Source organism: Sphingomonas sp. GW821-FHT12D09 (genome assembly GCF_058807215.1).
Window position 1 is genome coordinate 252,950 of the sequence record NZ_JBXAQL010000002.1, and the last position, 22,514, is coordinate 275,463.

The following is a 22,514-nucleotide window of genomic DNA, read 5'->3' on the forward strand; positions in this document are numbered from 1 at the left end:
GCCTCACACCAGCCCGAACGGCACGACGCGATTCAAGCGGACATGCCCTATCTCGGCCCGGCCGAGATAGGGGACGCCCATGTCGCGGCACCAGCGCGTGATGATCTCGTCAATCGTCTCGCCGAAATTGTAATTGCCCTCGGCCTCGCCATTGTCCTTGACCGCGGTGACGGCGCCGAGCCGCACGCCGGCGATACCCTTGAGCTGGGTCGCGTGCGCCATCTGGAACAGCATCCGGTCGATCCGGTAGAGCGGCTCATCGACTTCCTCGACATAGAGGACATGGTCCGCCAGGTCGGGCAGGTATTTGGTGCCGATCAAGGCGTTGAGGATCGACAGGTTGAACGCGGCGGCGGGGCGCCTGTCCGCCAGGCTCGGCTCGAGCCCGCGCTTGTCGCCGTCGATCAGCCAGCCGAGCACCCAGCCTTCGGCCGTGCCGTCGTCCGCCTTGCCCAGTCCCGACGACATCGACCCGTGCGCCTGGCGCCCGACTCGCGCGGCATAGAGTGCGCCGAGCATGAAGCCCATGTCCGAGAAGCCGATATAGGTCTTGTGCCGCGCCGCCGGGCCGAGCTTGGGCATCACCCTGTCGAGGATGCGATTCGAGCCATAGCCGCCGCGCGCGAACCAGATCGCGTCGAAGGCCGGATCATTGGCATATTCGAGGAACGCCGCCGCGCGCTGGTCGTCGGTACCGGCGAAATGGCCCCATTCCAGATAGCATTGCGGGTGGAACACGATCTCGTGCTCGGGATAGGTCAGCGCCATGAATGCGGAGAGCCGCAGCGAGGATTCCCTGCTGACGGTTCGTGCCGGTGCTACCACTCCGATGCGCATGCCTTGCCCCTTTGCTTCGAATTTCCGATAGCGCGAGGTCATGGAGCATCGCAAACCTTACTTCTTCGTCGGCATCGGTGGTTCGGGAATGATGCCCCTGGCAATGATCCTGGCAGGGCAGGGCGCCAAGGTGGCCGGATCGGACCGGAGCCTGGATCAGGCCCGGTTGCCGGCCAAGTTCGATTTCCTGAAGGCGAGCGGCATCGGCCTGTTCCCGCAGGACGGCAGCGGGATCGCTTCGCCCGACCAGATCGTCGTCGCCTCCGCCGCGATCGAGGAGACGGTGCCCGATGCGCGCCGCGCTGCCGAGCTCGGCAACTCGCGGATGACCCGGGCGGAGCTCAATGCGGCGCTGTTCAATGCCGCCCGCCATTCGATCGGCGTGGCGGGGACGAGCGGCAAGTCGACCGTGACGGGCATGATCGGCTGGATCCTCCATGTGCTGGGCCGCGATCCGACGGTGATGAACGGTGCCGTGATGAAGAACTTCGTCACGCCCGACACCCCCTTCGCCAGCGCACTGGTGGGCAGGGGCGACGTCTATGTCAGTGAAGTCGATGAGAGCGACGGGTCGATCGCGCTCTATCGGCCGGGCGTGGCCGTGCTCAACAATGTCAGCCTCGATCACATGCCGATGGAGAAGCTGATCCAGCTGTTCGGCGCATTCATCGCGCGATCGGGCAAGGCCGTGATCAACCTCGACAATGGCGAAGGCGCGCTGCTCGCGGCGACGATGCCGCGCGATCGGCTGGTAACCTTCGCGATCGGCAGCCCGGCGGACCTCAGCGCGATCAACCTGCGCGAGCAGCGCTACGGCATCACCTTCGAACTGGCGCGCGAGGGCGAACTGCCGATCCCGGTGACGTTGCAGGTGCCGGGCCGGCACAATGTCTCCAACGCGCTGGCGGCGATCGGCGCGGCGGTGGCGGCGGGGATCCCCATCGAGGATGCGGCGCGGGCGATCCAGGGCTTCCAGGGGCTCAAGCGCCGCTTCGAGCTGGTCGGCGAAGCGAACGGCATCGCGGTGATCGACGATTTCGGCCACAACCCCGACAAGATCGCCGCGACGCTCGACACGCTCCACGCGTTCGAGGGGCGGCTGCTGCTGATGTTCCAGCCGCACGGCTATGGCCCGCTCAAGGTGATGCGCGCCGAGCTGGTGGCGATGCTCGCCGAGAAGCTGGGGCCCGACGATCTGCTCATCCTGCCCGATCCGGTCTATCAGGGCGGCACCACCAGCCGCGAAGTGACCAGCGCGGACATCGTCGCCGATGTCGCCGCGACCGGGCGGGGGGCGCTCTACATCCCGGAACGCGCGGCGGCGGCGGCGCACCTTGTCGCAGTGGCGAGACCGGGCGACCGGATCGTGCTGATGGGCGCACGCGACGACACGCTCAGCCTGCTCGCAGCAGAGATGCTCGGCCAGCTAGCGCATTAAAAATCGGCAATATTTCCGGACACCTGCGAAAAACCGTAGACTTTGCCGGCGGAAGTGCCACCCTCCCGCGAAAGATGCCGGGGGATGCAGATGAGCCTGCTGCAACCAGTCTATTGCCTGTTCGGCAAGCACCATCGCAGCCGCGGCCGCGCGTGGACTGACGGGTCTACCTATCGATCCTGGTGCGAAGGCTGCGGCAAGCCGATGATCCGCGGTATGTATGGCTGGAAAGTCGATCCAGACCTCGCCCCTGAAGGAAAGCAAGATTAGCATTTAGTCTGGCGTGCTTTCCGGTATGGAAAGCGTGGTTGACATTCTGCGACTCGCAGCGTAAAGCTCGCTTTACAAACTGCAAAGGACGCTGTTCATGGCACTCAATCGCGCGCAGAAGCGGTATTCGAAATCGGTGATCCTGCTGATGCTCGGCTACGGCCTGATCCTCGTCGGCGTGGTCGCCTATGCGAACAACAATCCGCTTCACGGGCCGTTCGGCTATGTCGCCGGATTGCTGCCGGCCTTCCCGGTCATCGGCGTGTTCTACGTCCTCGGCCGCTACCTCATCGAGGAGCAGGACGAGTATCTGCGGGTTCAGGTCACGCGCCAGGCGCTGGTCGCGACCGGCTTTGCGATGAGCATCGCCACGGCCTGGGGCTTCCTCGAGAATTTCGGCCTCGTGCCGCATGTCTACGCCTATTACGCCGCGATCCTGTGGTTCGCCGGGCTGGGCGTGGGCAGCTGTTTCAACAAGATCGCAGCGATGCGCGGCGGTGGCGCATGAACAATCGCCTCCGCGTGCTGCGCGCCGAGCGGGCGTGGAGCCAGCAGGACCTGGCCGAGCGGCTCGAGGTCTCGCGCCAGAGCGTCAATGCGATCGAGACCGGCCGCTACGACCCCTCGCTCCCGCTCGCCTTCAAGATCGCCGACCTTTTCGGCCTGACCATCGAAGAAGTCTTCACCAACCCCAATCGCAAGGACTGAACCCATGATCCGTCGCATTGCCTTCGCCCTGCTCGCCACCGCCAGCATTCCGATGATCCTCCATGCGCCCGCCGCGCATGCCGCCACCCCTGCGCCGGCGCCGGCCGACCTGATCCAGATGGACCACATCTCGGTGCAGGTGATCGGCAAGGGCAGCCCGGTGATCCTGATCCCCGGCCTGTCGAGCCCCCGCGCGGTGTGGGACGGCGTGGCGCCCGAGCTCGCCAGGAGCCACACCGTCTATCTCGTCCAGGTCAACGGCTTTGGCGGCGATGCGCCGCGCGCCAATCTGGGCGAGGGCATCCTGCCGGGCGTGCTGGCCGACCTGCACAAGCTGATCGCGGCGCGGAAGATCGGCGGCGCGGCCGTCGTCGGCCATTCGATGGGCGGCTTGCTCACGCTGATGCTGGCCCAGGCGTACCCGAGCGACGTCGGCAAGGCGCTGATCGTAGATGCGCTGCCCTTCGTCGGATCGGCCTTCTTCCCCGGATCGACGGTCGAGTCGGTGAAGCCCCAGGCCGGGGCGATGCGTGCGCAGATGGCCGGACTCCATGGCAAGCCCTTCCCCGACGCCATTGGCCAGGCGATCGCCCGGCAGAATGCGCTCAAGCCTGAATCGCAGGTCCAGGTTGCGGCCTGGTCGGCCAAGGCGGACATGCGGGTTTCGGGTCAGGCGCTGTATGAAGACCTGCAGACCGATGTGCGGCCGCAGCTCAAGGGCATCGCCACGCCGATCACCGTGCTGGCGCCGTGGACTGCGGAGCGCGGCGAAGCGCGGGTGATCGATTTCTACAAGCGCGAATATGCCGGCGCGGCAAACGTGACGGTGAAGGGCGTGGGTGACAGCGGGCACTTCATCATGCTCGATCAGCCCGAAGCGTTCCGCGCCGCGCTGAACGCCTTCCTGGCGGGGTAGGCGGGCGAGGTTCGGTTCCCCGGCGAAGGCCGGGCCCCGTCTCGGCGCAATTGGTGAGCCGGATGGACCTCTCGAAGCGCATTGCAACTGGGCCCCGCCTTGGCCGGGGAACCGCTGGGCAGAAACCAGCGCTCGGCAAAGCCATCGCCCAAGCAAAAGAAGGGCCCGGGAACTACTCCCGGGCCCAGTTCTGCTCACCTCTGGTATCTGGGGATCAATAGGTCCCGGAGAAGCTCCGGTTCAGGTTCCGGTCGCGATTCCAGTCCTGCTCGTCGCGGCCGCCGAACAGCGCGCCACGCTCCTCGTCCTTCCACGCCGCCTGCGCCTCCGCCGCGCTCTTGCGCAGGGTCACCTTGTCGTCGACCGACTGGATCCAGCGCGAGGGAATCGAATGGTGGTGGCCGCCGGCATCGCTGTCGTTCTTGGTCAGCAGGATGCGGTCGCCGCGGACCTTGTCGACCGTGCCGACATGCTCGCCGTCCGATCCGACCACTTCCATATGCTCGTTCACGCGGCGCAGCCCGTCGCGCTGGCCCTGGCGATCGGTGCGCCAGCTGCTGAACTCGTTGTGGAAGCGCTGGGCGTTCTCGCGGCGATATTCGTCATAGTCGTTGTCGAGCTCCGCGATCCGCTCGCGGCGCCAGCTGCCATAGTGATCGTCGCTCTCCGCCTGGGCCTGGCGCGCGTCGTAGCGCATGTCCGCCTCGCGGCGGCGCTCCGCCTCGCCGTCACCGAACCAGGAACGGACTTCGTCGCCGGCGCGCTCGAAAAAGCCGCGATCCGGCTCCTGGCCCCGGCCTGCGTAGGCGCGTTCATAGCGGGGCTGACTGCGGTTCGTGCCGCGCGGGCTGTCCCAGCCGCTGCGCTCGGGGCGATAGTCGCGCCCGCCGCGGTCCCAGTCGTTGCCGTAACCGCCGCTGCCATGGCTCTGGCTGCCATAGCCGCCGCGCGTGCCGCGCCCGCGGCCAAGTTCTCCGGCTGCGGCATAATCGCGGGCGCTGGAATAATTGTCCCCGCCGCTGCGTGCGCCGGGTACCTGATATTGATCCCGCGGGCCGAAATAGCGGGGATCTTCGTAGCGGTCGTCCATGAATCCTCTCCACTGCCGATTGGCTGATTGGTGCGGATTCAGCGGACGAAGGGGGCGGTTGGTTCCGGGAAAAGCCCGCCTTTCCAACGCCGTTCGGCGCGCGGGCGATACGTTTTGCCGCGCCGGTTTCAAGCCGGTTGCATTGGAGATCGTGCGCAGCTAATGGGACGCCTCTCCGGGGCCACCCCGGAGACAGGCGGCGGGGCTGTAGCTCAGATGGGAGAGCGCTGCAATCGCACTGCAGAGGTCAGGGGTTCGATTCCCCTCAGCTCCACCAGCCGCCCCTTTTCCCTGAGACTCAGAAGAACGGCGCTGCGATCAGCAGTATCGCTGCCACGGCTACACAGGCACGCGCCGCGGCCGGGCGATAGGTCAGGCCGAGCAGGATGATCGCGCTGACGAACGGCACCAGCCCGAACCACAGCACCAGCGCCTGGCCGCCGTCGCGCGCGAGGCAGGCCAGCAGCAGCGAAAGTGCGACCAGCGTCCAGCCATAGCGCGCCGGATGGCGGAACCAGGCGAGCCTTGCCTGGGCGCCGAGCAGCGGCGGGCCGTGGCGCGACATGCCGGAGGCGAGCGCGAACATGCCGAGATAGAGCAAGCCGGTGATTGCGAGGATCATGCTGCGGCGCGCCTCTTGCGCTCGGGGCGCTTCTTGGGGCCGCGCACTTGCTTCGCGGCCAGCAGCGCGAGCGCGGCGGCGGTGGCGAGCAGCATGGCGGACATGACGCTGGCCGAAAGGCCGAGCACCGCTGCGAGCGCGCAGGCCAGCGCGGTCGCGCCGGTGAGCAAGGGCCAGGACCAGCGCGCCGGAAGCGCGGCGCCGACGAGCAGCGCTGCACCGGCGGTCCACAGCGCAGTGGAGACCTCCAGCTCGGCGCGCCCGGCAAGGCCTAGCGCGAGCAGGCGGTTGGCAAGGAGATAGGCCGCGCAGCCCAGCGGGACGCCGGCGAGCACGCCCGCATTGAGCCGCTCGAGCGCGCGGTTGGCCAGCGACAGCGGCGCTCGCTCGCGGCGCTTGACGATCCAAAGTACCATGCCGGTCGCGATCGCCAGCGTCAGCATCGCGCCGCCGAGGAAATAGAGCCAGCGCGTCGCCATCGGCGCGAAGCGGGCCATGTGGAGGCCGTAGACGACATTATAGGTCTGGATCGCGCCGCGATTTTCCTGCCACTTGCTCAGCTGCGCGCCGGTGACGCCGTCGAAGCTGATCTCGGCAGGATTGAAGCCGAGCTGGTCGGCGTCCGAGCGGAACATCGTCACCACCGCGGCCTTGTCGCCTGGATTGATCACATAGACCCGGCCGATCGTGCCCCCGAGCTGGCGCTGCGCCTCGCGCAGCATCGGCGCGACCGGGGCGAGCGGCGCGGGGACGTTCGCCTTGGCCCGCTCGGTGATGCCGGGGGTGAGGTCGTGGTAGAGTGCAGCCAGGTTCTTGCCATAGGCCGCGGTGAGCGGCCAGGGCATGTTGAGCGAGGCGAGCGTGATGATCCCGGTAAAGGTGATCATCAGGTGGAAGGGCGTGGCGAGGACGCCCAGCGCATTGTGCCCGTCGAGCCAGGAGCGCTGGCCCTTGGCCGGGCGGAAGGTGAAATAGTCCTTGAAGATGCGGCGGTGCGCGATGATCCCGGTGACCAGGGCGACCAGCATCACCATGCCCGCGATCGAGGCGAGCAGCCGGCCCCAGGGATAGGGCAGCTCGAGCTCGAAATGGAGGCGGTAGAAGAACTCGCCGCCCAGCGTCTCGCGCGCGGCAGGCGCGCCGCGCACCGGATCGAGCGCGCGGTAGAGGAAGGTGCCATCGCTGTCGTACGCGGCTTCCACCGTGTTCATCCGGGCATTGGGTACGTTGAGGTACCAGCCGTTGGTGTTCCTGGTGTTCTTGCCCAGCCAGTCGGCAGCGGCCTGGACCGCGTCGGCCGGATCGGCCTTGGCACTGGTCTCGGGGCGCATCCACTGGCCGATCTCGGGCTTGAACACGCTGAGCGTGCCGGCCAGGCACATGACGAACAGCACCCAGCCGAGCAGCAGTCCGGTCCAGCCGTGCAGCCAGGCCATGACCTGACGGACGCCTTCGCGGATCGCCGCGCTCATGCCGGTGCTCCTGCGAGCCAGGCGATCGCGGCGAAGACCGCGCCGAACAGGATCACCCCGGCCCAGGCGCGCCACGGGCCGCGGGCGAGGAATGCCCAGATGGTGACGGCCGGCCCGACGAAGAAGGCGAGCAGCGTGGCCGGGATCACCGCCTCGACCCGCGGCATCGGCAGCACCCGCGCCAGTGCCGCAGCGAAGAGCGCGGCGACCGCATAGGCGCCGATCGTCCCCGCGACGACGCGCGCGGCGACGTTGGCGCGATACTTCCAGCCCTCGCGCTGCTCTGCTGACCCAGCCATTTGTGGTCCGTAGATCAGTAAGCGAAACGAAGCGAGAAGGTCGCGCTGCGCGGCGCGGCATAGAATGCCTGGCCCCACATCAGGCTGCCGAGATACTTCTCGTTGCCGACATTGCGGACATTGACCGCGGCGGTAAGCCGATCGACCAGCTTCACGCTCGCCATCAGGTCGACCACTGCATAGCTGGGCTGGCGCAGGATCACGTCGCCGGCGACGACGCCGTAGGATGCGACGCTGCTATCGGCATAGGTGATCGCGTTCTGCCAGCGCAGCTGCGCGCCGAGCTTCAGGTCGTTGAGGCTGGGGATCGCATAGGTGGTGGCGAGCTTTAGCGTCCTGTTCGGCAGCCAGGTGCGGGTCCGGTCGCCATTGTCGTCCTCGATCTCCATGCCGGTATAGCCGCCGCTCAGCGACCAATTCTCGGTGATCTTGCCGGCGAGCTCGATCTCGAAGCCCTTGGATGTGGTGTTGACGCCGACATAGCAGCTGTCGCCCGCCTGGCCGCCGGCGAGGCAGGGGCCGGCCGGATCGCCGAACACGCCGGCGAAGGACGCGAGGCCGTTCTGCCTGGCGCGGAACAGCGTGGCGGTGGCGTAGAGCCGGCCGCCGAACCATTCGCTCTTGATGCCGCCTTCCAGGCTGCTGCCCTTGGCCGGGGCGAGCTTGGCACCGTCCAGGCCGAGCTCGACCTGCGGATTGAAGATGTCGGTATAGCTCGCATAGAGCGTGATGTTCCCGGTCAGGTCGAACAGCAGGCCGGCATAGGGGCTGACGGCGCTGTCGTCGCGCGCCTGGTCGGTGCCGTAGGAGGTGCCCTCCGACTTGATCCACATCGCACTGGCACCGACGACCGCCTTCAGGCGATCGGTGAAGTTGAGGTGCGCAGCGCCGTATACGCGGGTCAGCCTGTCGCTATAATCGGCGGCGAGATACTCACCCGGATAGCTCGGCTCGGCGATCGCGGTGCGGCCCCAGTCCTGCACCGGCGGATAGACGATCGTGTCGTTGGAGAAATTCTCCCATTCGCGCCCGTCCGAGCGGCCAGTGGAGACGCCGAACGCCAGCTGGTGCTCGCGGCCGAACAACGTGACCGGGCCGGAGGCATAGAAGTCGCCGAGATACTGGTCGTAGATCGAAGGGTAGATGCCCGACATGCCCTCGACACCCAGGCCGGTCGCCTTGTCGGGATAGCCATAGGCGTAGAGCAGCTGCGATTTCTCCTGGAAGTGCTTGTAGGTGAACACGCCCTTGGCCTGCCAGCCACCGCCGAATGCATAGGCAAGCTCGGCAAAGGCGCTCTGGTCGCTGACGTTCCAATAGGTCCAGTCGGCCGAGGTGGAGGCCGAGACCGGGTAGGGCACCCGGGTACCGTCGGTGTAGGTGAGCGGCAGCGCGCCCCACAGCGCGCCGTCGGCGTCATTGTCCTGGCGAGTATAGCCGGCGGTGAGCGTCAGGCCCGCGGCCGGCTTCCAGGCGACAATCGCGCCGTACACGTTCCGGTCGACGTGATTATAGTCGAGATAGGAATCGCGCTGGTCGTGCGCATAGACGAAGCGTGCGCCGAGCGTGTCGCTGATCGGCAGGTTGACATCGGCCTCGCCGCGCCACTGGTTCCACGAGCCGCCCTGGGCCGAGACGGTGGCGCTGAGCGTGTCGGTCGGGCGCTTGCGGACATAGTTGATCGTCGCGGACGGGTTGCCGATGCCGGTCATGATCGCATTGGCGCCGCGCACCGCCTCGACCCGGTCGAACAAAGCCGTGTCGAGATCGCCGAACTGGATGCCCCAGAACAAAGGCATGCCGATTCCGTCGACCTGGAAGTTCGAGACGTCGAAGCCACGCGAGTTGAAATAGGTGCGGTCGGTCTCGACGCGCTCGACATTGATGCCGGGCAGCTGGTTGATCAGGTCGTTGACGTTGGTCAGCGCGAAATCGTCGATGCGAGAGCGGTCGAAGATCGTGATCGACTGCGGGGTTTCCTTGGGCGTCAGCGCCAGGCCGGTAGCCGAGGCCGTCTTCTGCTCGACCGTACCGGTGACGACGATCTCGTCCTTCGCCTTGTCCTGATCGTCCTCTCCGTCGGGGCCGGCAGCCCAGGCAGTGCCAGGCACCAGGAGCATGGCGCTGGCGAACAGCGTGCTGCGGAACAAGGACTGCATGGCGGATTCCCTTTTGCGAAACATTCGCAGCGCCGGATAGGGATGGGTATGTTGCGAGTCAATCGCATTAGCAAGAATGGCGGCATCCGGATTTCGGCTCGCCACAGCTTCATCCTGGCGCAACCCCGATTGCATAGCGCTGGGGTAGGAATAGCCTTCCGACTCGTTGAGCGTGATTCCCCGCCGCTTGGGAGAATGCGAATGCCCCACACTGGCCTCTTCGATACGTCGCTTCCGACTCTCACCATCTATGACCGTGCCGATCGCCCCGCGCGCAGCCTGCTCGCCCATGCCGGGCAGATCATCGAACTGGGCGCCGGCGGTGGCGGGCGCAACCTGTGGGCCGCGCGGCTCGACGAGGCGGTGCGCCTCACCGAGAAACCGGTGATCCTGGTGGCGCACGGCATCGGCTGCTTCGCCGTGACATGGTGGGCGCGGCTCTCGCCGGCCTCCTATGTCGATAAGGTGGCGGGCGCGGTGTTCGTCCGACCGCTGGGATCGGTAGTTGCAGCCTCACCCGAGCAGCTGTTCGCCGGGCCGAAGCTGCGCATCGGCTTTCCATCGATCCTGGCGGACACCGGCGCGGATGCCGCGGCGCTGGCACGAGATTGGGGCAGCCGTTTCCTCGATTCGACGCCGGTGCGCTCGATCGGCGAGCTGCTGGCTTCGCTGCGTGGGGACGAGCCGCTGCCGGATTCCCAACCGCGCCATCTCAGCCTGGCCGGCTGAGCCATAAAGGACTCGCGTTCGCCGGGCGCCTCCTCTAGGGGCGCTCGCGTGCTGCCTTGCGCAGCAACTCGCTATTTGGGGAGTAGCCAGCCGCGCGTCGCGCGGGCTCCCGCGTCAACATACTCGGTCGAGAGGCCGTGGCGCGGGAGGGACGGGAACATCGTTCGGGCGAGACCAATGGCGTCGCATCTCCGCTCTTGCCGGGCGGGGAGGTGCGATGTCGTTGGATTTCGTCTCCGTCCGGCCCGGAGTGTCCCTTGTTCGAAGCCCTGTTCAGTTCGACCGCGCTGGTCGCCCTCGCCGAGATCGGCGACAAGACCCAGCTGCTCGCCATCCTGCTCGCCACGCGCTTCAAGAAGCCGGTGCCGATCATCCTCGGCATCCTGGTCGCGACGCTCGCCAACCATTTCCTTGCCGCCCTCGTCGGCTCCGAAGCCGCCGCTTTGCTTTCGGGAGCCTGGTTCCGCTACCTGATCGCGGCCTCGTTCATCGCCATGGGGCTGTGGACGCTGATCCCCGACAAGATCGACGATCTCGAGGACAAGCCGGCTAGGTTCGGCGCCTTCGTCACCACCGCGATCGCCTTCTTCCTGGTCGAGATGGGCGACAAGACGCAGCTTGCCACGGTGGCGCTGGGCGCGCGCTTCCACAATGTCTGGGCAGTGACGGCAGGGACGACGATCGGCATGATGCTCGCCAATGTGCCGGCGGTGTTGCTTGGCAATGCGCTGCTGAAGCGCGTGCCGCTCAAGCTGGTCCACGGCATCGCGGCGGTGCTGTTCATCGTCGCCGGCTTGCTGATGCTCGCCGAGACGGCTGGGTGGTTCTAGGGCTTAGGCTGGGACTCATGTCCCAGCCGTCATCCCCGCATATTCCCAACCGTCATCCCCGCGCAGGCGGGGATCCAGGGTTACTGTGCCCGGACGGTCCTGCTTGGCTCCGGATCCCCGCCTGCGCGGGGATGACGAAGAGGGGGGTAGGCCCTCAGATCTCGCCCATCTCGGCAGTGAAGGTGACGCGCAGCGCTTCGGAGAGGCTGCGCGCACCGAGCTTCTGCATCAGGTTGGCGCGGTGCACTTCGACGGTGCGCGGGCTGATGCCGAGATCATAGGCGATGGTCTTGTTGGGATAGCCGGCGGCGAGCCCTTCCAGCACTTCGCGCTCGCGCATCGACAGGCTGGAGATCTGCGTGCGGGCGGCATCGGTGCGTGAGGCGCTGCTGCTCTCGCCCAGCCGCTCGAACGCCTTGCCGATCGCGCAGAGCAGATGCTCGGCTTCGAACGGCTTTTCGAGGAAATCGACCGCACCGGCGCGCATCGCCTTCACGGCGATCGCCACGTCGCCGTGGCCGGTCAGCACGATCACCGGCATGGCCGCGCCGCGTTCGTTCAGCTGCTGCTGCACCTGGAGGCCGTCCATCTCGGGCATGCGGATATCGAGCAGGATGCAGCCGGGCTCGGCGCTGCGCAGCTCGCGCAGGAACGCCGCGCCCGAGGGCCAGGTGCGGACCGCATAGCCGGTGGTCTTGAGCATGAAGGCGATCGAGTTGCGAACGCTGTCCTCATCATCGATGATGTGCACCAGACGCTGGTCACTCATTCACCCTGCTCCATTTCAAAGACGCGTTCACGGCCGAATCGGAGGCCCCCGATCACTGCGGCGGGGTAGGCCGGGGGGCAGATACTTTCACACCCGTGAAAATACAGTGGTTAACGGGTGGAACGCGGAAGCGACGAAACGCATTGGACTTTTTCACACATCGTCATTATGTACCGGTCATTATGGAAATCACCGCCTGTCCTGCCGCCAAGGGGCGCCCCCGCGAATTCGACACCGACTCGGCGTTGACCGCGGCGCTGCGCGTCTTTTGGAGCAAGGGGTATGAAGGCGCCTCGCTCACCGACCTGACCGAGGCGATGGGGATCACCCGGCCGAGCCTCTACGCAGCGTTCGGCAACAAGGAAGCGCTCTTCACCAAGACGCTCGACCTCTACCAGCGCGAGAAGCTCGATTATATGAGCCGCGCGCTCGAGGCGCCGACCGCGCGCGGCGTGGCCGAGCGGCTGCTGGTCGGCGCGCTCGAGATGCAGATGAGCTCGTGCGATCCCAAGGGATGCATGGGCGTGATCAACTCGGTGGCCTGCGGGACCGAGGCCGAGTCGATCCGCGCCGAAGTGCTCAAGCGCGGTTCGGTCGTGAAGCAGGGGCTGATCGACCGGTTCGAACGCGCGAAGGAGGAGGGCGACCTGCCCGCCGATACCGATGTGATCGGGCTTACCGCCTATCTGACCGCGCTGCTCCAGGGCATCGCGCTCCAGGCGGGCGGCGGCACCAGCTGCACCGATCTCAAGGCGCTGATCGACACCAGCCTGGCCTGCTGGCCTAGCAAGTAACCAATCAATTCCTCTCCCAGCTCGCCGGGAGAGGGGGCCGCTCGCGAAGAGTGGTAGAGGGGTCGCTGGAACGCGGCGGTGCCCGCGGCGCCCCTCCACCACCCGGTGTTGCCGGGCGGTCCCCCTCCCCGAGACAAGCGCGGGGAGGTTTTTTGAAGACCATCTCGACAAAAAATACCGACCAGTATAAAAAGCCCTTGACGCAACGCAGCACGATTTCTATACCAGTCAGTATAGAAATGAGGGAAGCCGCCGAAGCGAGGACCGGGAGCCAAGGCTCCAGCCCGAAACTCCAGCAGCGAAGAATTTAGGACAGGACCGAGCCGGTGCGCCGCAGGCGATTGCGTCTGCGCGAATGCCCCGTCTCGTGCCGGTCGATTGGGATGACCGGAGATGCCGGCGGATGGGGTTCCGCCGGCACGGGGAGGCTTTTGCCTCCGCCGGCCGACACGCAGGAGGAGACGATCATGGCCTATCTGAACTTTTCCGAGCTGCAGGGCAGCCCGGTCGCAGCCCCGGCGGACATCCTGCGCAGCAGCGGCTTTTCCGCGCTCGAGTGGCAGGTCGTCGCGATCGCGCAGCATGACCGGCTCGCCTCGCTCGAGAAGCCGGGCCGCCTGTCGGTTGCGCTCGGCATGATCTTCGGGGGCGAGAGCCCCAATCCGAAACTGGCGGATCAGAAACTCGAGGCACTGCGCCGCGTCGCCGTGCTCGCCTGGCACAAGGGCTATGCCCTGCCGCGCCACGAGATCCGCGCCTTCCACGAAGCGGGCTTCACGCCCGACCAATATGAAACGCTGCTCGCCTCCATCAGCCGCGGCCGGGCAGCCCTGAACCAGGGGAAGCGATTCCAATGAACATGATCTCGCGCATCGAAACCGAGACCAGCGACGTCTCGGCCCGCATCCGCCGCATGCCCTTGTGGCAGCGCGGCAGCCTGATCGCCTTGCCGGTGGTGCTCGTCGCCGCCGGGCTCGGCATCGCCAGCAAGGACGCGCCCGCCGCGATGGCCGCGCCGCCGCCGCCCACGGTGACGGTCGCCACCCCGCTGGTCCGCGACATCAACGAGTGGGACGATTATGTCGGCCGCTTCGAGCCGAGCCGCGCCGTCGAGGTGCGTCCGCGCGTCTCGGGGGCGATCACCGGCGTCCACTTCACCGACGGCGCGATCGTCCAGAAGGGCCAGTTGCTCTTCTCGATCGACCAGCGCCCCTTCGCCGCGGCGCTTGCCGAGGCGCGGGCGGGGCTGGCGAGCGCGCAGAGCGATCTTGCGCTCGCCAATTCGGACCTGAGCCGGGCCAATCGCCTGGTCGCGGTCGAGGCCGTGTCGAAGAGCGATGTCGAGCGGCTCCAGGCCCGTGTCCGTGCCGCAGGTGCGTCGGTCTCGGCCGCCCAGGCGCGCGTCCGCGCCCGTGCGCTCGACATGGAGTTCACCCAGGTCCGCGCACCGATCTCGGGCCGCATCTCGGACCGCAAGGTCGATGCCGGCAACCTTGTGGCGGCGGGCGAGGGGCAGGGCGGTTCGCTACTGACCACGATCAACGCGCTCGATCCGATCTACTTCACCTTCGACGGGTCCGAGGCGCTGTTCCTCAAGACCAAGCGCGCGAAGGAAGCGGGCGCGAGCACCTCGCCGGTCGAGATCCGCCTGCAGGACGAGACCGATTACAAGTGGAAGGGCAAGCTCGACTTCACCGACAATGGGCTCGATCCCAAGTCGGGGACGATCCGCGGCCGCGCGGTGCTGAGCAATCCGGGGCTGTTCCTGACGCCCGGCATGTTTGGCAACATGCGTCTCTCCGCCGGTGGCACCGCCACGGCGCTGATGGTGCCCGACAGCGCGATCCAGACCGACCAGGCACGCAAGATGGTGCTGATCGTCGGCAAGGACGACACCGTCGCGCCCAAGCAGGTCGAGCTCGGACCCGTGGTCGACGGCCTGCGCGTCGTGCGCGCAGGGCTGACGCCGACGGACCGCGTGGTGATCTCGGGCACCCAGTTCGCCGCGCCCGGCGGCAAGGTCACCCCCAAGGCCGGCAAGATCGCGCCGACCGTAACCAATCAGGCGCCGTCCCTCACGGCGCCGGTGACGGGCGAAGCTACCTTCGCTCGTTGACCGTCGGCCGCCGGGCCTCCCCAGGGTCCGGCGGCCGGCACTTCATTTTCGCACTCATTTGACGAGGAGTGGCCCCATGCGCCTCTCACGCTTCTTCATCACGCGCCCGATCTTCGCGGCGGTCATCGCGGTGATCATCACGATCATCGGCGCGATTGCCTATCTGGCGCTGCCGATCTCGCAATATCCGGACATCGTCCCCCCGACGGTTACGGTAACCGCCGGCTATCCCGGCGCTTCGGCCGAAACGGTGGCCGAGACGGTCGCCGCGCCGATCGAGCAGGAGATCAACGGCGTCGACGACATGCTCTACCAGTCGTCGCAATCGACCGGTGACGGCAATGTCACGATCACGGTGACCTTCAAGTCGGGCACCGACCTCGATTCCGCGCAGGTGCTGGTGCAGAACCGCGTGGCGGTCGCGATCCCGCGCCTGCCCGAGGAAGTGCAGCGCCTGGGCGTCGTGACGCGCAAGACCACGCCAGACTTCCTGATGGTGGTCAATTTGATCTCGCCCGACAACTCGGTCGATCGCAGCTACATCTCCAACTATGCGCTGACCCAGGTGAAGGACCGCCTGGCCCGTGTCGAAGGCGTGGGCGATGTCCGCATGTTCGGTGCGCGCGACTATGCGATGCGCGTGTGGATCGATCCGGGCCGCGCCGCGGCGCTGGGCCTGACCGCGGGCGACATCGTCCAGGCACTGCGCGGGCAGAACATCCAGGTCGCGGCGGGCTCGCTCGGCCAGGCCGGTGCGACTCCCAATGGCAACGCCTTCCAGCTCAACATCGAGACGCAGGGCCGCCTGAAGAACCCGGCTGAATTCGGCCAGGTGGTGATCCGCACCGATGCGGACGGCCGCCAGGTGCGCGTGAGCGACGTGGCGCGGGTCGAACTGGGCGCGGCGGACTATTCGTCCAACACCTATCTTTCCAACCAGCCCACCGTGATCCTCGGCGTCTTCCAGCGCCCGGGCTCGAACGCGCTCGCCTCGGCGACCGCAGTCGAGAACGAGCTCAAGGCGATGTCGAAGAACTTCCCCAAGGGCCTCGAATATCGCGTCATCTACAACCCGACCGAGTTCATCTCCCAGTCGATCGACGCCGTCTATCACACGCTGGGCGAGGCGATCCTGCTCGTCGTGCTCGTCGTCATCGTCTTCCTCCAGAAGTGGCGCGCGGCGATCATCCCGGTGCTCGCCATCCCGGTCTCGCTGATCGGCACGATGGCGGTGCTGCTGCCGCTTGGCTATTCGCTCAACAACCTCTCGCTGTTCGGCCTGGTGCTGGCGATCGGCATCGTCGTCGACGATGCGATCGTCGTGGTCGAGAATGTCGAGCGCAACCTGGCACGGGGCATGACTCCGCTCCAGGCGGCGCAGACGTCGATGGACGAAGTGTCCGGCGCGCTCGTCGCGATCGTGCTGGTGCTGCTCGCGGTGTTCCTGCCGACGCTGTTCCTCAACGGTCTGTCGGGCGCCTTCTACAAGCAGTTCGCCGTGACGATCTCGGCGGCGACGGCGATCTCGCTGCTCGTCTCGCTGACGCTGTCGCCGGCGATGGCCGCGCTGCTGCTGCGCCATCACGAAAGCGAGCCCAAGGGCCCGGTCGGCCGTTTGGTGCGCCGGGGTGCCGACGCGTTCAACAACGGCTTCGAGCGGATGAGCGTGCGGTACGCAAAGCTCACCCGCGTGCTGGTGACGCGTCCGAAGCGGATGATGCTCACTTATGTCGGCCTGATCGCCGCGACGATCGGCATGTTCTGGGTGACGCCCGTCGGCTTCATCCCGCAGCAGGACCAGGGCTACTTCCTCACGGTCATCCAGCTGCCGCCGGGCTCGTCGCTCGAGCGGACGGACGAAGTGATGCGCAAGGTCGTCGCCCGCATCCTGCCGATCCCGGGCGTGAAGGGCTCGGTGATGCTCGCCGGCTTCGACGGTCCGTCGCAGACGCTCGCCCCGAACTCGGCCGCCGCCTACGTGCCGCTGCAATCCTTCGAGGAGCGCAAGAAGCTCGGCGTCAACATCAACGACATCATGAACGAGGCGCGCAAGCGCACCGCCGACATCAACGAGGCGATGCTGCTCGTGGTGCCCCCGCCCGTGATCCAGGGCATCGGCTCGGCCGGCGGCTATCGGATGATGGTCGAGGACCGCGGCGAACATGGCTATGAGGATCTCGGCAAGACGGCGTTCGGGCTGATCGGCCAGGCCAACCAGACCGCCGGCCTCAAGCAGATCTACACCTTCTTCAACACCGCGACGCCGCGCGTCTTCGCCGATATCGACCGGCGCAAGGCAGACATGCTCGGGGTGCCGCCGGAGCGGGTGTTCGAGGCGCTCAACGTCTATCTCGGCTCGGCCTTCGTGAACGACTTCAACATGCTCGGGCGCACCTATCGCGTGACCGCGCAGGCGGATGCTCCGTTCCGTGCGACCGAGGCGGATATCGCCAACCTCAAGACCCGCTCGAACAGTGGCGCAATGGTGCCGATCGGTTCGGTCTCGACCTTCGAGAACAAGACCGGCCCGTACCGCGTGACGCGCTACAATTTGTTCCCGGCGGTGGAAGTCGATGGCGATACTGCCCCCGGCTACAGCTCGGGTGCCTCGCTCGACACGATGGAGAAGCTCGCCGCCAATCTGCCCGCCGGCTACAGCGCCGAGTGGACCGGCATCGCCTATCAGCAGAAGATGGCCGGCAGCACTGCCGGGCTGGTCTTCGCGCTGGCCGTGGTGTTCGTCTTCCTGGTGCTGGCGGCGCAGTATGAAAGCCTGACCATGCCGCTGGCGATCATCCTGATCGTGCCGATGTGTCTGCTCGCGGCCATGGCCGGCGTGAACCTGCGGGGAATGGACAATAACGTCCTCACCCAGATCGGCCTGGTCGTGCTGATTGCGCTGGCTGCGAAGAACGCGATCCTCGTGGTCGAGTTCGCCCAGCAGGCCGAGAAGCAGGATGGGCTGTCGCCGGTGGAAGCCGCGGTGCGTGCCGCACGCGACCGCCTGCGGCCGATCCTGATGACCTCGTTCGCCTTCATCCTCGGCGCCGTGCCGCTGCTGATCGCGAGCGGGGCGGGTGCGGAGCTCCGCCAGGCGCTCGGTACCGCGGTGTTCTTCGGGATGATGGGCGTGACTGCCTTCGGCCTGCTCTTCACGCCGACCTTCTACGTCGTCTGCCGCGCGCTCGGGGATCGCATCGCGAACCTCCGTGCTCGCAAGGCGACCGATGGTGGCCACGAGCCGGTGCTGGCACCGGCTGAATGAGCTCTTCGTCACCCCGGCGAAAGCCGGGGCCCAGAGCCACGAACGACTCGCTCTGTAACCCTGGGTCCCGGCTTTCGCAGGGATGACGGGAGGAGGATTGAACATGATGTATCGCACGTTCCTCGCAACCGCCTCGGCCCTGGCGCTCGCCGCCTGCGCCGCCGGTCCGAACTATGTCGCGCCGACGCCGCCCCAGACCGCGGGCGGGAATTTCGTCGCGGCCAACCCGGCGGTCAACGCCGAGCCCGTGCAGGGCAATTGGTGGCGGCTCTACAACGACCCGGTGCTCGACCAGCTCGTGAGCGATGCCTTGGCCGTCAACACCGACATCCGCGTAGCGGTGGCGCGGATCGAAAAGGCCCGCGCCGTGCTGCGCGGCGCCAAGGCCGACCAGCTGCCCCAGGCAAGCCTTGGTGCCGGCGCCAATTACGGCCGCCTGCCCGAAAACCAGCGTGCCCCTGGCGGGCCGCGCGAGGACTGGCAAGTCGATGCCGGGCTGAGCGTCAGCTATGAAGCCGACCTGTTCGGCCGGCTCAGCCGCGGCACCGAAGCCGCCCGCGGCGATGTCGGCGCCGCCGAGGCGGACGCCGATGCGGTCCGCGTGATCGTCGCCGCCGAGACGGCCCGCGCCTATGCCGATGCGTCCTCCGCCGCCGAGCGGCTGGGCGTGGCCGAGCACATCGTCCAGCTGCTCGACCAATCGATCGACCTGACCGAGCGCCGCCGCGGCGTCGGCCTGGCCACCCGACTCGACACTGCCCGGATCGGCGCGCTGCGCAACCAGCGCCAGGCCCAGGTCCCCGCGCTCAAGGCGGAGCGCGATGCGGCGCTGTTCCGCCTCGCCACGCTCACCGGCCGCACGCCTGCCGACCTGCCTGCGATGGCCGGCGAGCGCAGCACCACGCTGCGCCTGAGCCAACCGATCCCGGTCGGTGACGGCGCCGCCTTGCTTGCCCGCCGCCCGGACATCCGCGCCGCCGAGCGCCGCCTCGCGGCTTCGACCGCGCGGATCGGCGTCGCCACCGCGGACCTCTATCCGCGCATCACCCTCGGCGCCTCGGGCGGCTCGACCGGCACCAGCTTCGGCGATATCTTCGGTGCCGGACCGCTGCGCTGGCTGGCCGGCGGGCTGCTCAACTGGGCGATCAATCCGGGCCCGGCGCGGGCGCGCGTCGCGGGTGCCGAGGCCGATGCCAAGGGCGCGCTCGCCAGCTTCGATGGTGTCGTGCTGGGCGCCCTGCAGGAGACCGAGACCGCGCTTTCCGCCTATGGCCATGCGCTCGATCGGCGCACCGCGCTCCAGGCGGCGCGCAACGAGGCGGAAGCGGCGGTCAACATCGCCCGTGCTCGTCAGCGCGAAGGCGATATCGACTCGCTGGCGCTGCTCGATGCCGAGCGCACCTTCGCCGATGCCGAGGCCGATCTCGCCCAGGCGGATGCGTTCATCGCCGATACCCAGGTGGATCTCTTCCGCGCGCTCGGCGGCGGCTGGCAGACGAGTTAGCTGCCGTTCGTCATCCCCGCGAAGGCGGAGATCCAGGGTTCCACGGACAGCACCAATGGCTCTGGATCCCCGCCTGCGCGGGGATGACGATTAGAGTGATCACCCAGATGGGCACTGGGCGGGGATTGCCGGAGCGGTTAGGCTGGCGCGCATGACCCATGCCATCGCCAAGATCGGGCGCGACGCGCCCTACGCCACCCAGATCGACTTCGGAACGCACCAGCTTGTCGGTGACGAGCCCGCCGAGCGCGGCGGCGGCGATGCCGGGCCGGCGCCCTATGAACTGCTGCTGGGTTCGCTGGGCGCCTGCACCGCGATCACGCTGCGCATGTATGCCGAGCGCAAGCAATGGCAGGTCGAGGGTATCGAAGTCTCGCTGTTCCTCCACGGCCAGGGCGAGACGCTCGAGATCGAGCGGGTGCTGAAGATCGCCGGAACCGATGCCGAGCAGAACGCCCGCCTTGCCGAAATCGCCGAAAAGACGCCGGTCACGCTCACCCTGAAACGCGGTGTCCCGATCGCGACGCGGCTCGGGTGAACTTTGTTACAACTTAGCGCAACACTGGGGACGCAATTTGTCGTAGAAGCTGCAACATGCTTGCTACCGCGACTCCGCAGGATGACACTGCGACCCTCCTCGTCGTAGACGACGACCGTGACATCCGCATGCTGCTGGCGAACAGCCTCGGCTCGCGCGGCTACCGTGTCGAGACTGCGTCGAATACGCGCGACATGGACCAGATCCTGGCGCGTACGCCCGTGGATCTCGTCATCCTCGACGTGATGATGCCGGGCGAGGACGGGCTTTCGGCATGCCGCCGCATCGCGCGCGCCGACGGGCCCGAGATCGTCTTCCTCAGCGCGCTGGGCGAGGAGCAGGACCGGATCCTGGGCCTTGAAGTCGGCGCGGGCCATTATCTTCCCAAGCCCTGCAGCCCGCGCGAGATCCTAGCCACGGTGCGCGCGGCGCTGCGCAAGCGCGGTGCGGTCGCCACTGCGGAGAGCGGCGAGGTCTACACCTTCGAAGGCTGGCGCATCGATCTGGGCAGCCATGAGCTGTTCGATCCCAATGGCGTGCTCGTCGGCCTCACCGATGGCGAGTTCGCGGTGCTGCGCGTGTTCATCGAGCGTCCGCGGCGGGTGCTGAGCCGCGAGGCGCTGCTGGCGGCGGCGCGCGGTCCGGACTCGGACGCCTATGACCGTGCGATCGATGTGCAGGTGAGCCGCCTGCGCCGCAAGCTGCGCTCGGGCGGGGACGAGATCATCCGCACCGTGCGTAACGAAGGCTATTTGTTCGTACCCAAGGTGGTGCGCGCGTGACACTCCGCGGGCGCGGGGCGGGGTCGCCTCTGTTCCTGCGGGTCTTTGCGCTAATGGTGGTCTGCGTCGCGGTTACGCAGTTGATGAACTTCGCGCTGCTGATCGCGGTCCAGACTCCCACCGCAAAGCTCTATACGGTCGGCCAGGCTGTCGATGCGCTGCAGGGCAAGCCCAGCGACGACGATCTCGCGGTTTCCCGGTCGAGCCATGTCGACGAACCGCACTGGAATCCGCGCGGCGAGCGGACCGAGGTGGCGATCGCGAAGGTAATGAACCTGCCGGTCGAGCGAGTCCTGATCAGTTTCCCGACACCCTTCCTGACTCGCGAGAAGATCTACGACCGCGCGAGCGTGCCGCATTCGGAGCCACCGGCCAGCGTGCAGGCAGCGCGGAGCGTGGTCATCACCGGCGACTTCACCGCGTCATACCGCCGCGCGGATGGGCAATGGATCACGGTTTCTACCGTCAGCGGCTTCGAACCGTGGCGCTGGTTCGTGCTATGGTGGCTGATCCTGTCGGCCGCTGCCGTCGCGCCCTTCGCCTGGGCGCTGGCCCACCGTATCGCCAAGCCGATCGGTGCCTTCGCCGCCGCGGCGGAACGGCTCGGCCGTGATCCGCGCGCCGCGCCGATCGCGATCGACGGGCCGACCGAGATCGCCGATGCCGCCGCCGCCTTCAACCGGATGCAGGCGCGGCTCAACCGCTATGTCGACGATCGCGCCACCGTGGTGGGCGCCGTGGCGCACGACCTGCGCACGCCGCTGATGCGCCTCGGCCTTCGCCTGGAGGCCGCACCCGACGCGCTGCGCCAGGCGTGCGAGGGCGATATCCGCGACATGGAGGCGATGATCTCCGCGACGCTCAGCTATCTGCGCGACACGACCAAGCAGGGCGCGCGCAAGCCGCTCGACCTGCGCTCGCTGGCCGAGACGGTGACCGACGACATGAGCGACCGCGGTGAGCCGGTGACGCTTGCACCGGGCGATCCGGTAGTGGTCGAGGGCAATTCGCCGGCGCTGAAGGCGATGCTCAACAATCTGGTGATCAACGCGCTCAAATATGCCGGCAGCGCCGAAGTCTCGCTGGGGCAGGCGGACGGCCAGGCGATGATCGAAGTGCGCGATGACGGGCCGGGCGTGTCCCCCGAGGATCTCGACCGCGTGTTCGAGCCGTTCTTCCGCGGCGAGCGCTCGCGCAACCGCGATACCGGCGGGATCGGATTGGGCCTGGCCAGTGCGCGGGCGGTGGCGCGTGCGCATGGAGGTGATGTAGTCATCCGCAACCGCGAGGAAGGCGGCCTCTCCGCGCTTGTTACGCTTCCGGTATAGATAACCGCCACAAAGCGGAAACCTCCCAGCGACGAACCGAAATCCCTC

General features: G+C 67.3%; 22 protein-coding genes, 1 tRNA gene and 1 riboswitch. Of the genes, 16 read left to right on the top strand and 7 right to left on the bottom strand.

Translation table 11 applies throughout. The annotated features are described in order from the left end of the window. Nucleotides 1-3 precede the first annotated feature (3 nt). On the bottom strand, nt 4-837 hold the full coding sequence (locus AC1RPL_RS11045; RefSeq protein ID WP_493069353.1) for an LD-carboxypeptidase: 834 nt from the start codon (nt 835-837) through the stop codon (nt 4-6). A 40-nt stretch (nt 838-877) separates the two neighbouring features. Here AC1RPL_RS11045 and AC1RPL_RS11050 point away from each other — a divergent pair, with 40 nt between their 5' ends. From AC1RPL_RS11050 to AC1RPL_RS11070, 5 genes are all read left to right on the top strand, one after another. Further along, a complete protein-coding gene (locus tag AC1RPL_RS11050; RefSeq protein ID WP_493069354.1) occupies nt 878-2,275 on the top strand; it encodes a glutamate ligase domain-containing protein in 1,398 nt (465 codons plus the stop codon). A 90-nt stretch (nt 2,276-2,365) separates the two neighbouring features. After that, complete coding sequence (locus tag AC1RPL_RS11055; protein ID WP_493069355.1) at nt 2,366-2,545, top strand: hypothetical protein; 180 nt, start codon at nt 2,366-2,368, stop codon at nt 2,543-2,545. 97 nt (nt 2,546-2,642) lie between these two features. Beyond that, nucleotides 2,643-3,053 carry a hypothetical protein gene (locus tag AC1RPL_RS11060; RefSeq protein WP_493069356.1) on the top strand — a complete coding sequence of 137 codons (411 nt, stop codon included), beginning with the start codon at nt 2,643-2,645 and terminating at the stop codon, nt 3,051-3,053. Beyond that, nucleotides 3,050-3,253 carry a helix-turn-helix transcriptional regulator gene (locus AC1RPL_RS11065; RefSeq protein ID WP_493069357.1) on the top strand — a complete coding sequence of 68 codons (204 nt, stop codon included), beginning with the start codon at nt 3,050-3,052 and terminating at the stop codon, nt 3,251-3,253. The genes AC1RPL_RS11060 and AC1RPL_RS11065 overlap by 4 nt, the downstream gene beginning before the upstream one ends. Nucleotides 3,254-3,257: 4 nt before the next feature. Continuing rightward, nucleotides 3,258-4,169 (top strand): alpha/beta fold hydrolase, encoded by a 912-nt coding sequence (locus AC1RPL_RS11070; protein ID WP_493069358.1) that lies wholly within the window; start codon nt 3,258-3,260, stop codon nt 4,167-4,169. Between the two features lie 214 nt (nt 4,170-4,383). On the opposite strand, the gene AC1RPL_RS11075 is transcribed toward AC1RPL_RS11070, so the two are convergent. Beyond that, a complete protein-coding gene (locus AC1RPL_RS11075; protein ID WP_493069359.1) occupies nt 4,384-5,259 on the bottom strand; it encodes a DUF2171 domain-containing protein in 876 nt (291 codons plus the stop codon). 201 nt (nt 5,260-5,460) lie between these two features. Between AC1RPL_RS11075 and AC1RPL_RS11080 the strand changes: the two genes are divergently transcribed. After that, nucleotides 5,461-5,536, top strand: a tRNA-Ala gene (locus AC1RPL_RS11080). A gap of 21 nt (nt 5,537-5,557) precedes the next feature. Here the strand turns inward: AC1RPL_RS11080 and AC1RPL_RS11085 are convergent. Genes AC1RPL_RS11085 through AC1RPL_RS11100 form a run of 4 tightly spaced genes read right to left on the bottom strand, consistent with a single transcriptional unit; the run spans nt 5,558 to nt 9,811 of the window. After that, a complete protein-coding gene (locus AC1RPL_RS11085) occupies nt 5,558-5,881 on the bottom strand; it encodes a DUF3325 family protein (RefSeq protein ID WP_493069360.1) in 324 nt (107 codons plus the stop codon). Beyond that, the gene (locus AC1RPL_RS11090) at nt 5,878-7,353 is read right to left on the bottom strand and encodes a PepSY-associated TM helix domain-containing protein (RefSeq protein ID WP_493069361.1); all 1,476 of its coding nucleotides are present in this window, start codon (nt 7,351-7,353) and stop codon (nt 5,878-5,880) included. Before AC1RPL_RS11090 ends, AC1RPL_RS11085 begins: the two co-directional genes overlap by 4 nt. Beyond that, the gene (locus tag AC1RPL_RS11095; RefSeq protein WP_493069362.1) at nt 7,350-7,652 is read right to left on the bottom strand and encodes a DUF3649 domain-containing protein; all 303 of its coding nucleotides are present in this window, start codon (nt 7,650-7,652) and stop codon (nt 7,350-7,352) included. The genes AC1RPL_RS11090 and AC1RPL_RS11095 overlap by 4 nt, the downstream gene beginning before the upstream one ends. A gap of 14 nt (nt 7,653-7,666) precedes the next feature. Next, complete coding sequence (locus AC1RPL_RS11100) at nt 7,667-9,811, bottom strand: TonB-dependent siderophore receptor (protein WP_493069363.1); 2,145 nt, start codon at nt 9,809-9,811, stop codon at nt 7,667-7,669. A gap of 201 nt (nt 9,812-10,012) precedes the next feature. On the opposite strand from AC1RPL_RS11100, the gene AC1RPL_RS11105 reads away from it, so the two are divergent. Both AC1RPL_RS11105 and AC1RPL_RS11110 read left to right on the top strand, forming a co-directional pair. Continuing rightward, complete coding sequence (locus AC1RPL_RS11105) at nt 10,013-10,540, top strand: alpha/beta hydrolase (RefSeq protein WP_493069364.1); 528 nt, start codon at nt 10,013-10,015, stop codon at nt 10,538-10,540. Between the two features lie 64 nt (nt 10,541-10,604). Beyond that, nucleotides 10,605-10,787: riboswitch (yybP-ykoY riboswitch) on the top strand. 10 nt (nt 10,788-10,797) lie between these two features. Further along, nucleotides 10,798-11,370, top strand: coding sequence for a TMEM165/GDT1 family protein (locus tag AC1RPL_RS11110; protein WP_493069365.1), 573 nt, complete (start codon nt 10,798-10,800; stop codon nt 11,368-11,370). Between the two features lie 154 nt (nt 11,371-11,524). Here the strand turns inward: AC1RPL_RS11110 and fixJ are convergent, their stop codons facing one another. Beyond that, nucleotides 11,525-12,139 (bottom strand): response regulator FixJ, encoded by a 615-nt coding sequence (gene fixJ / locus AC1RPL_RS11115; RefSeq protein WP_493069366.1) that lies wholly within the window; start codon nt 12,137-12,139, stop codon nt 11,525-11,527. Between the two features lie 182 nt (nt 12,140-12,321). On the opposite strand from fixJ, the gene AC1RPL_RS11120 reads away from it, so the two are divergent. The 8 genes from AC1RPL_RS11120 to AC1RPL_RS11155 all read left to right on the top strand — a co-directional run bounded on the left by AC1RPL_RS11120 (nt 12,322) and on the right by AC1RPL_RS11155 (nt 22,466). Next, nucleotides 12,322-12,933, top strand: coding sequence for a TetR/AcrR family transcriptional regulator (locus AC1RPL_RS11120; RefSeq protein ID WP_493069367.1), 612 nt, complete (start codon nt 12,322-12,324; stop codon nt 12,931-12,933). 467 nt (nt 12,934-13,400) lie between these two features. Then, nucleotides 13,401-13,790, top strand: coding sequence for a hypothetical protein (locus AC1RPL_RS11125; RefSeq protein WP_493069368.1), 390 nt, complete (start codon nt 13,401-13,403; stop codon nt 13,788-13,790). Next, nucleotides 13,787-15,049, top strand: coding sequence for an efflux RND transporter periplasmic adaptor subunit (locus tag AC1RPL_RS11130; RefSeq protein ID WP_493069369.1), 1,263 nt, complete (start codon nt 13,787-13,789; stop codon nt 15,047-15,049). Before AC1RPL_RS11125 ends, AC1RPL_RS11130 begins: the two co-directional genes overlap by 4 nt. A gap of 76 nt (nt 15,050-15,125) precedes the next feature. Beyond that, complete coding sequence (locus tag AC1RPL_RS11135; protein ID WP_493069370.1) at nt 15,126-18,314, top strand: efflux RND transporter permease subunit; 3,189 nt, start codon at nt 15,126-15,128, stop codon at nt 18,312-18,314. A 103-nt stretch (nt 18,315-18,417) separates the two neighbouring features. Further along, nucleotides 18,418-19,818, top strand: coding sequence for an efflux transporter outer membrane subunit (locus tag AC1RPL_RS11140; protein ID WP_493069371.1), 1,401 nt, complete (start codon nt 18,418-18,420; stop codon nt 19,816-19,818). A gap of 151 nt (nt 19,819-19,969) precedes the next feature. Beyond that, on the top strand, nt 19,970-20,356 hold the full coding sequence (locus tag AC1RPL_RS11145) for an OsmC family protein (RefSeq protein ID WP_493069372.1): 387 nt from the start codon (nt 19,970-19,972) through the stop codon (nt 20,354-20,356). Nucleotides 20,357-20,412: 56 nt separating this feature from the next. Further along, on the top strand, nt 20,413-21,138 hold the full coding sequence (locus AC1RPL_RS11150; RefSeq protein WP_493069373.1) for a response regulator: 726 nt from the start codon (nt 20,413-20,415) through the stop codon (nt 21,136-21,138). Between the two features lie 83 nt (nt 21,139-21,221). Next, nucleotides 21,222-22,466, top strand: coding sequence for an ATP-binding protein (locus AC1RPL_RS11155; RefSeq protein WP_493069374.1), 1,245 nt, complete (start codon nt 21,222-21,224; stop codon nt 22,464-22,466). Nucleotides 22,467-22,514 lie beyond the last annotated feature (48 nt).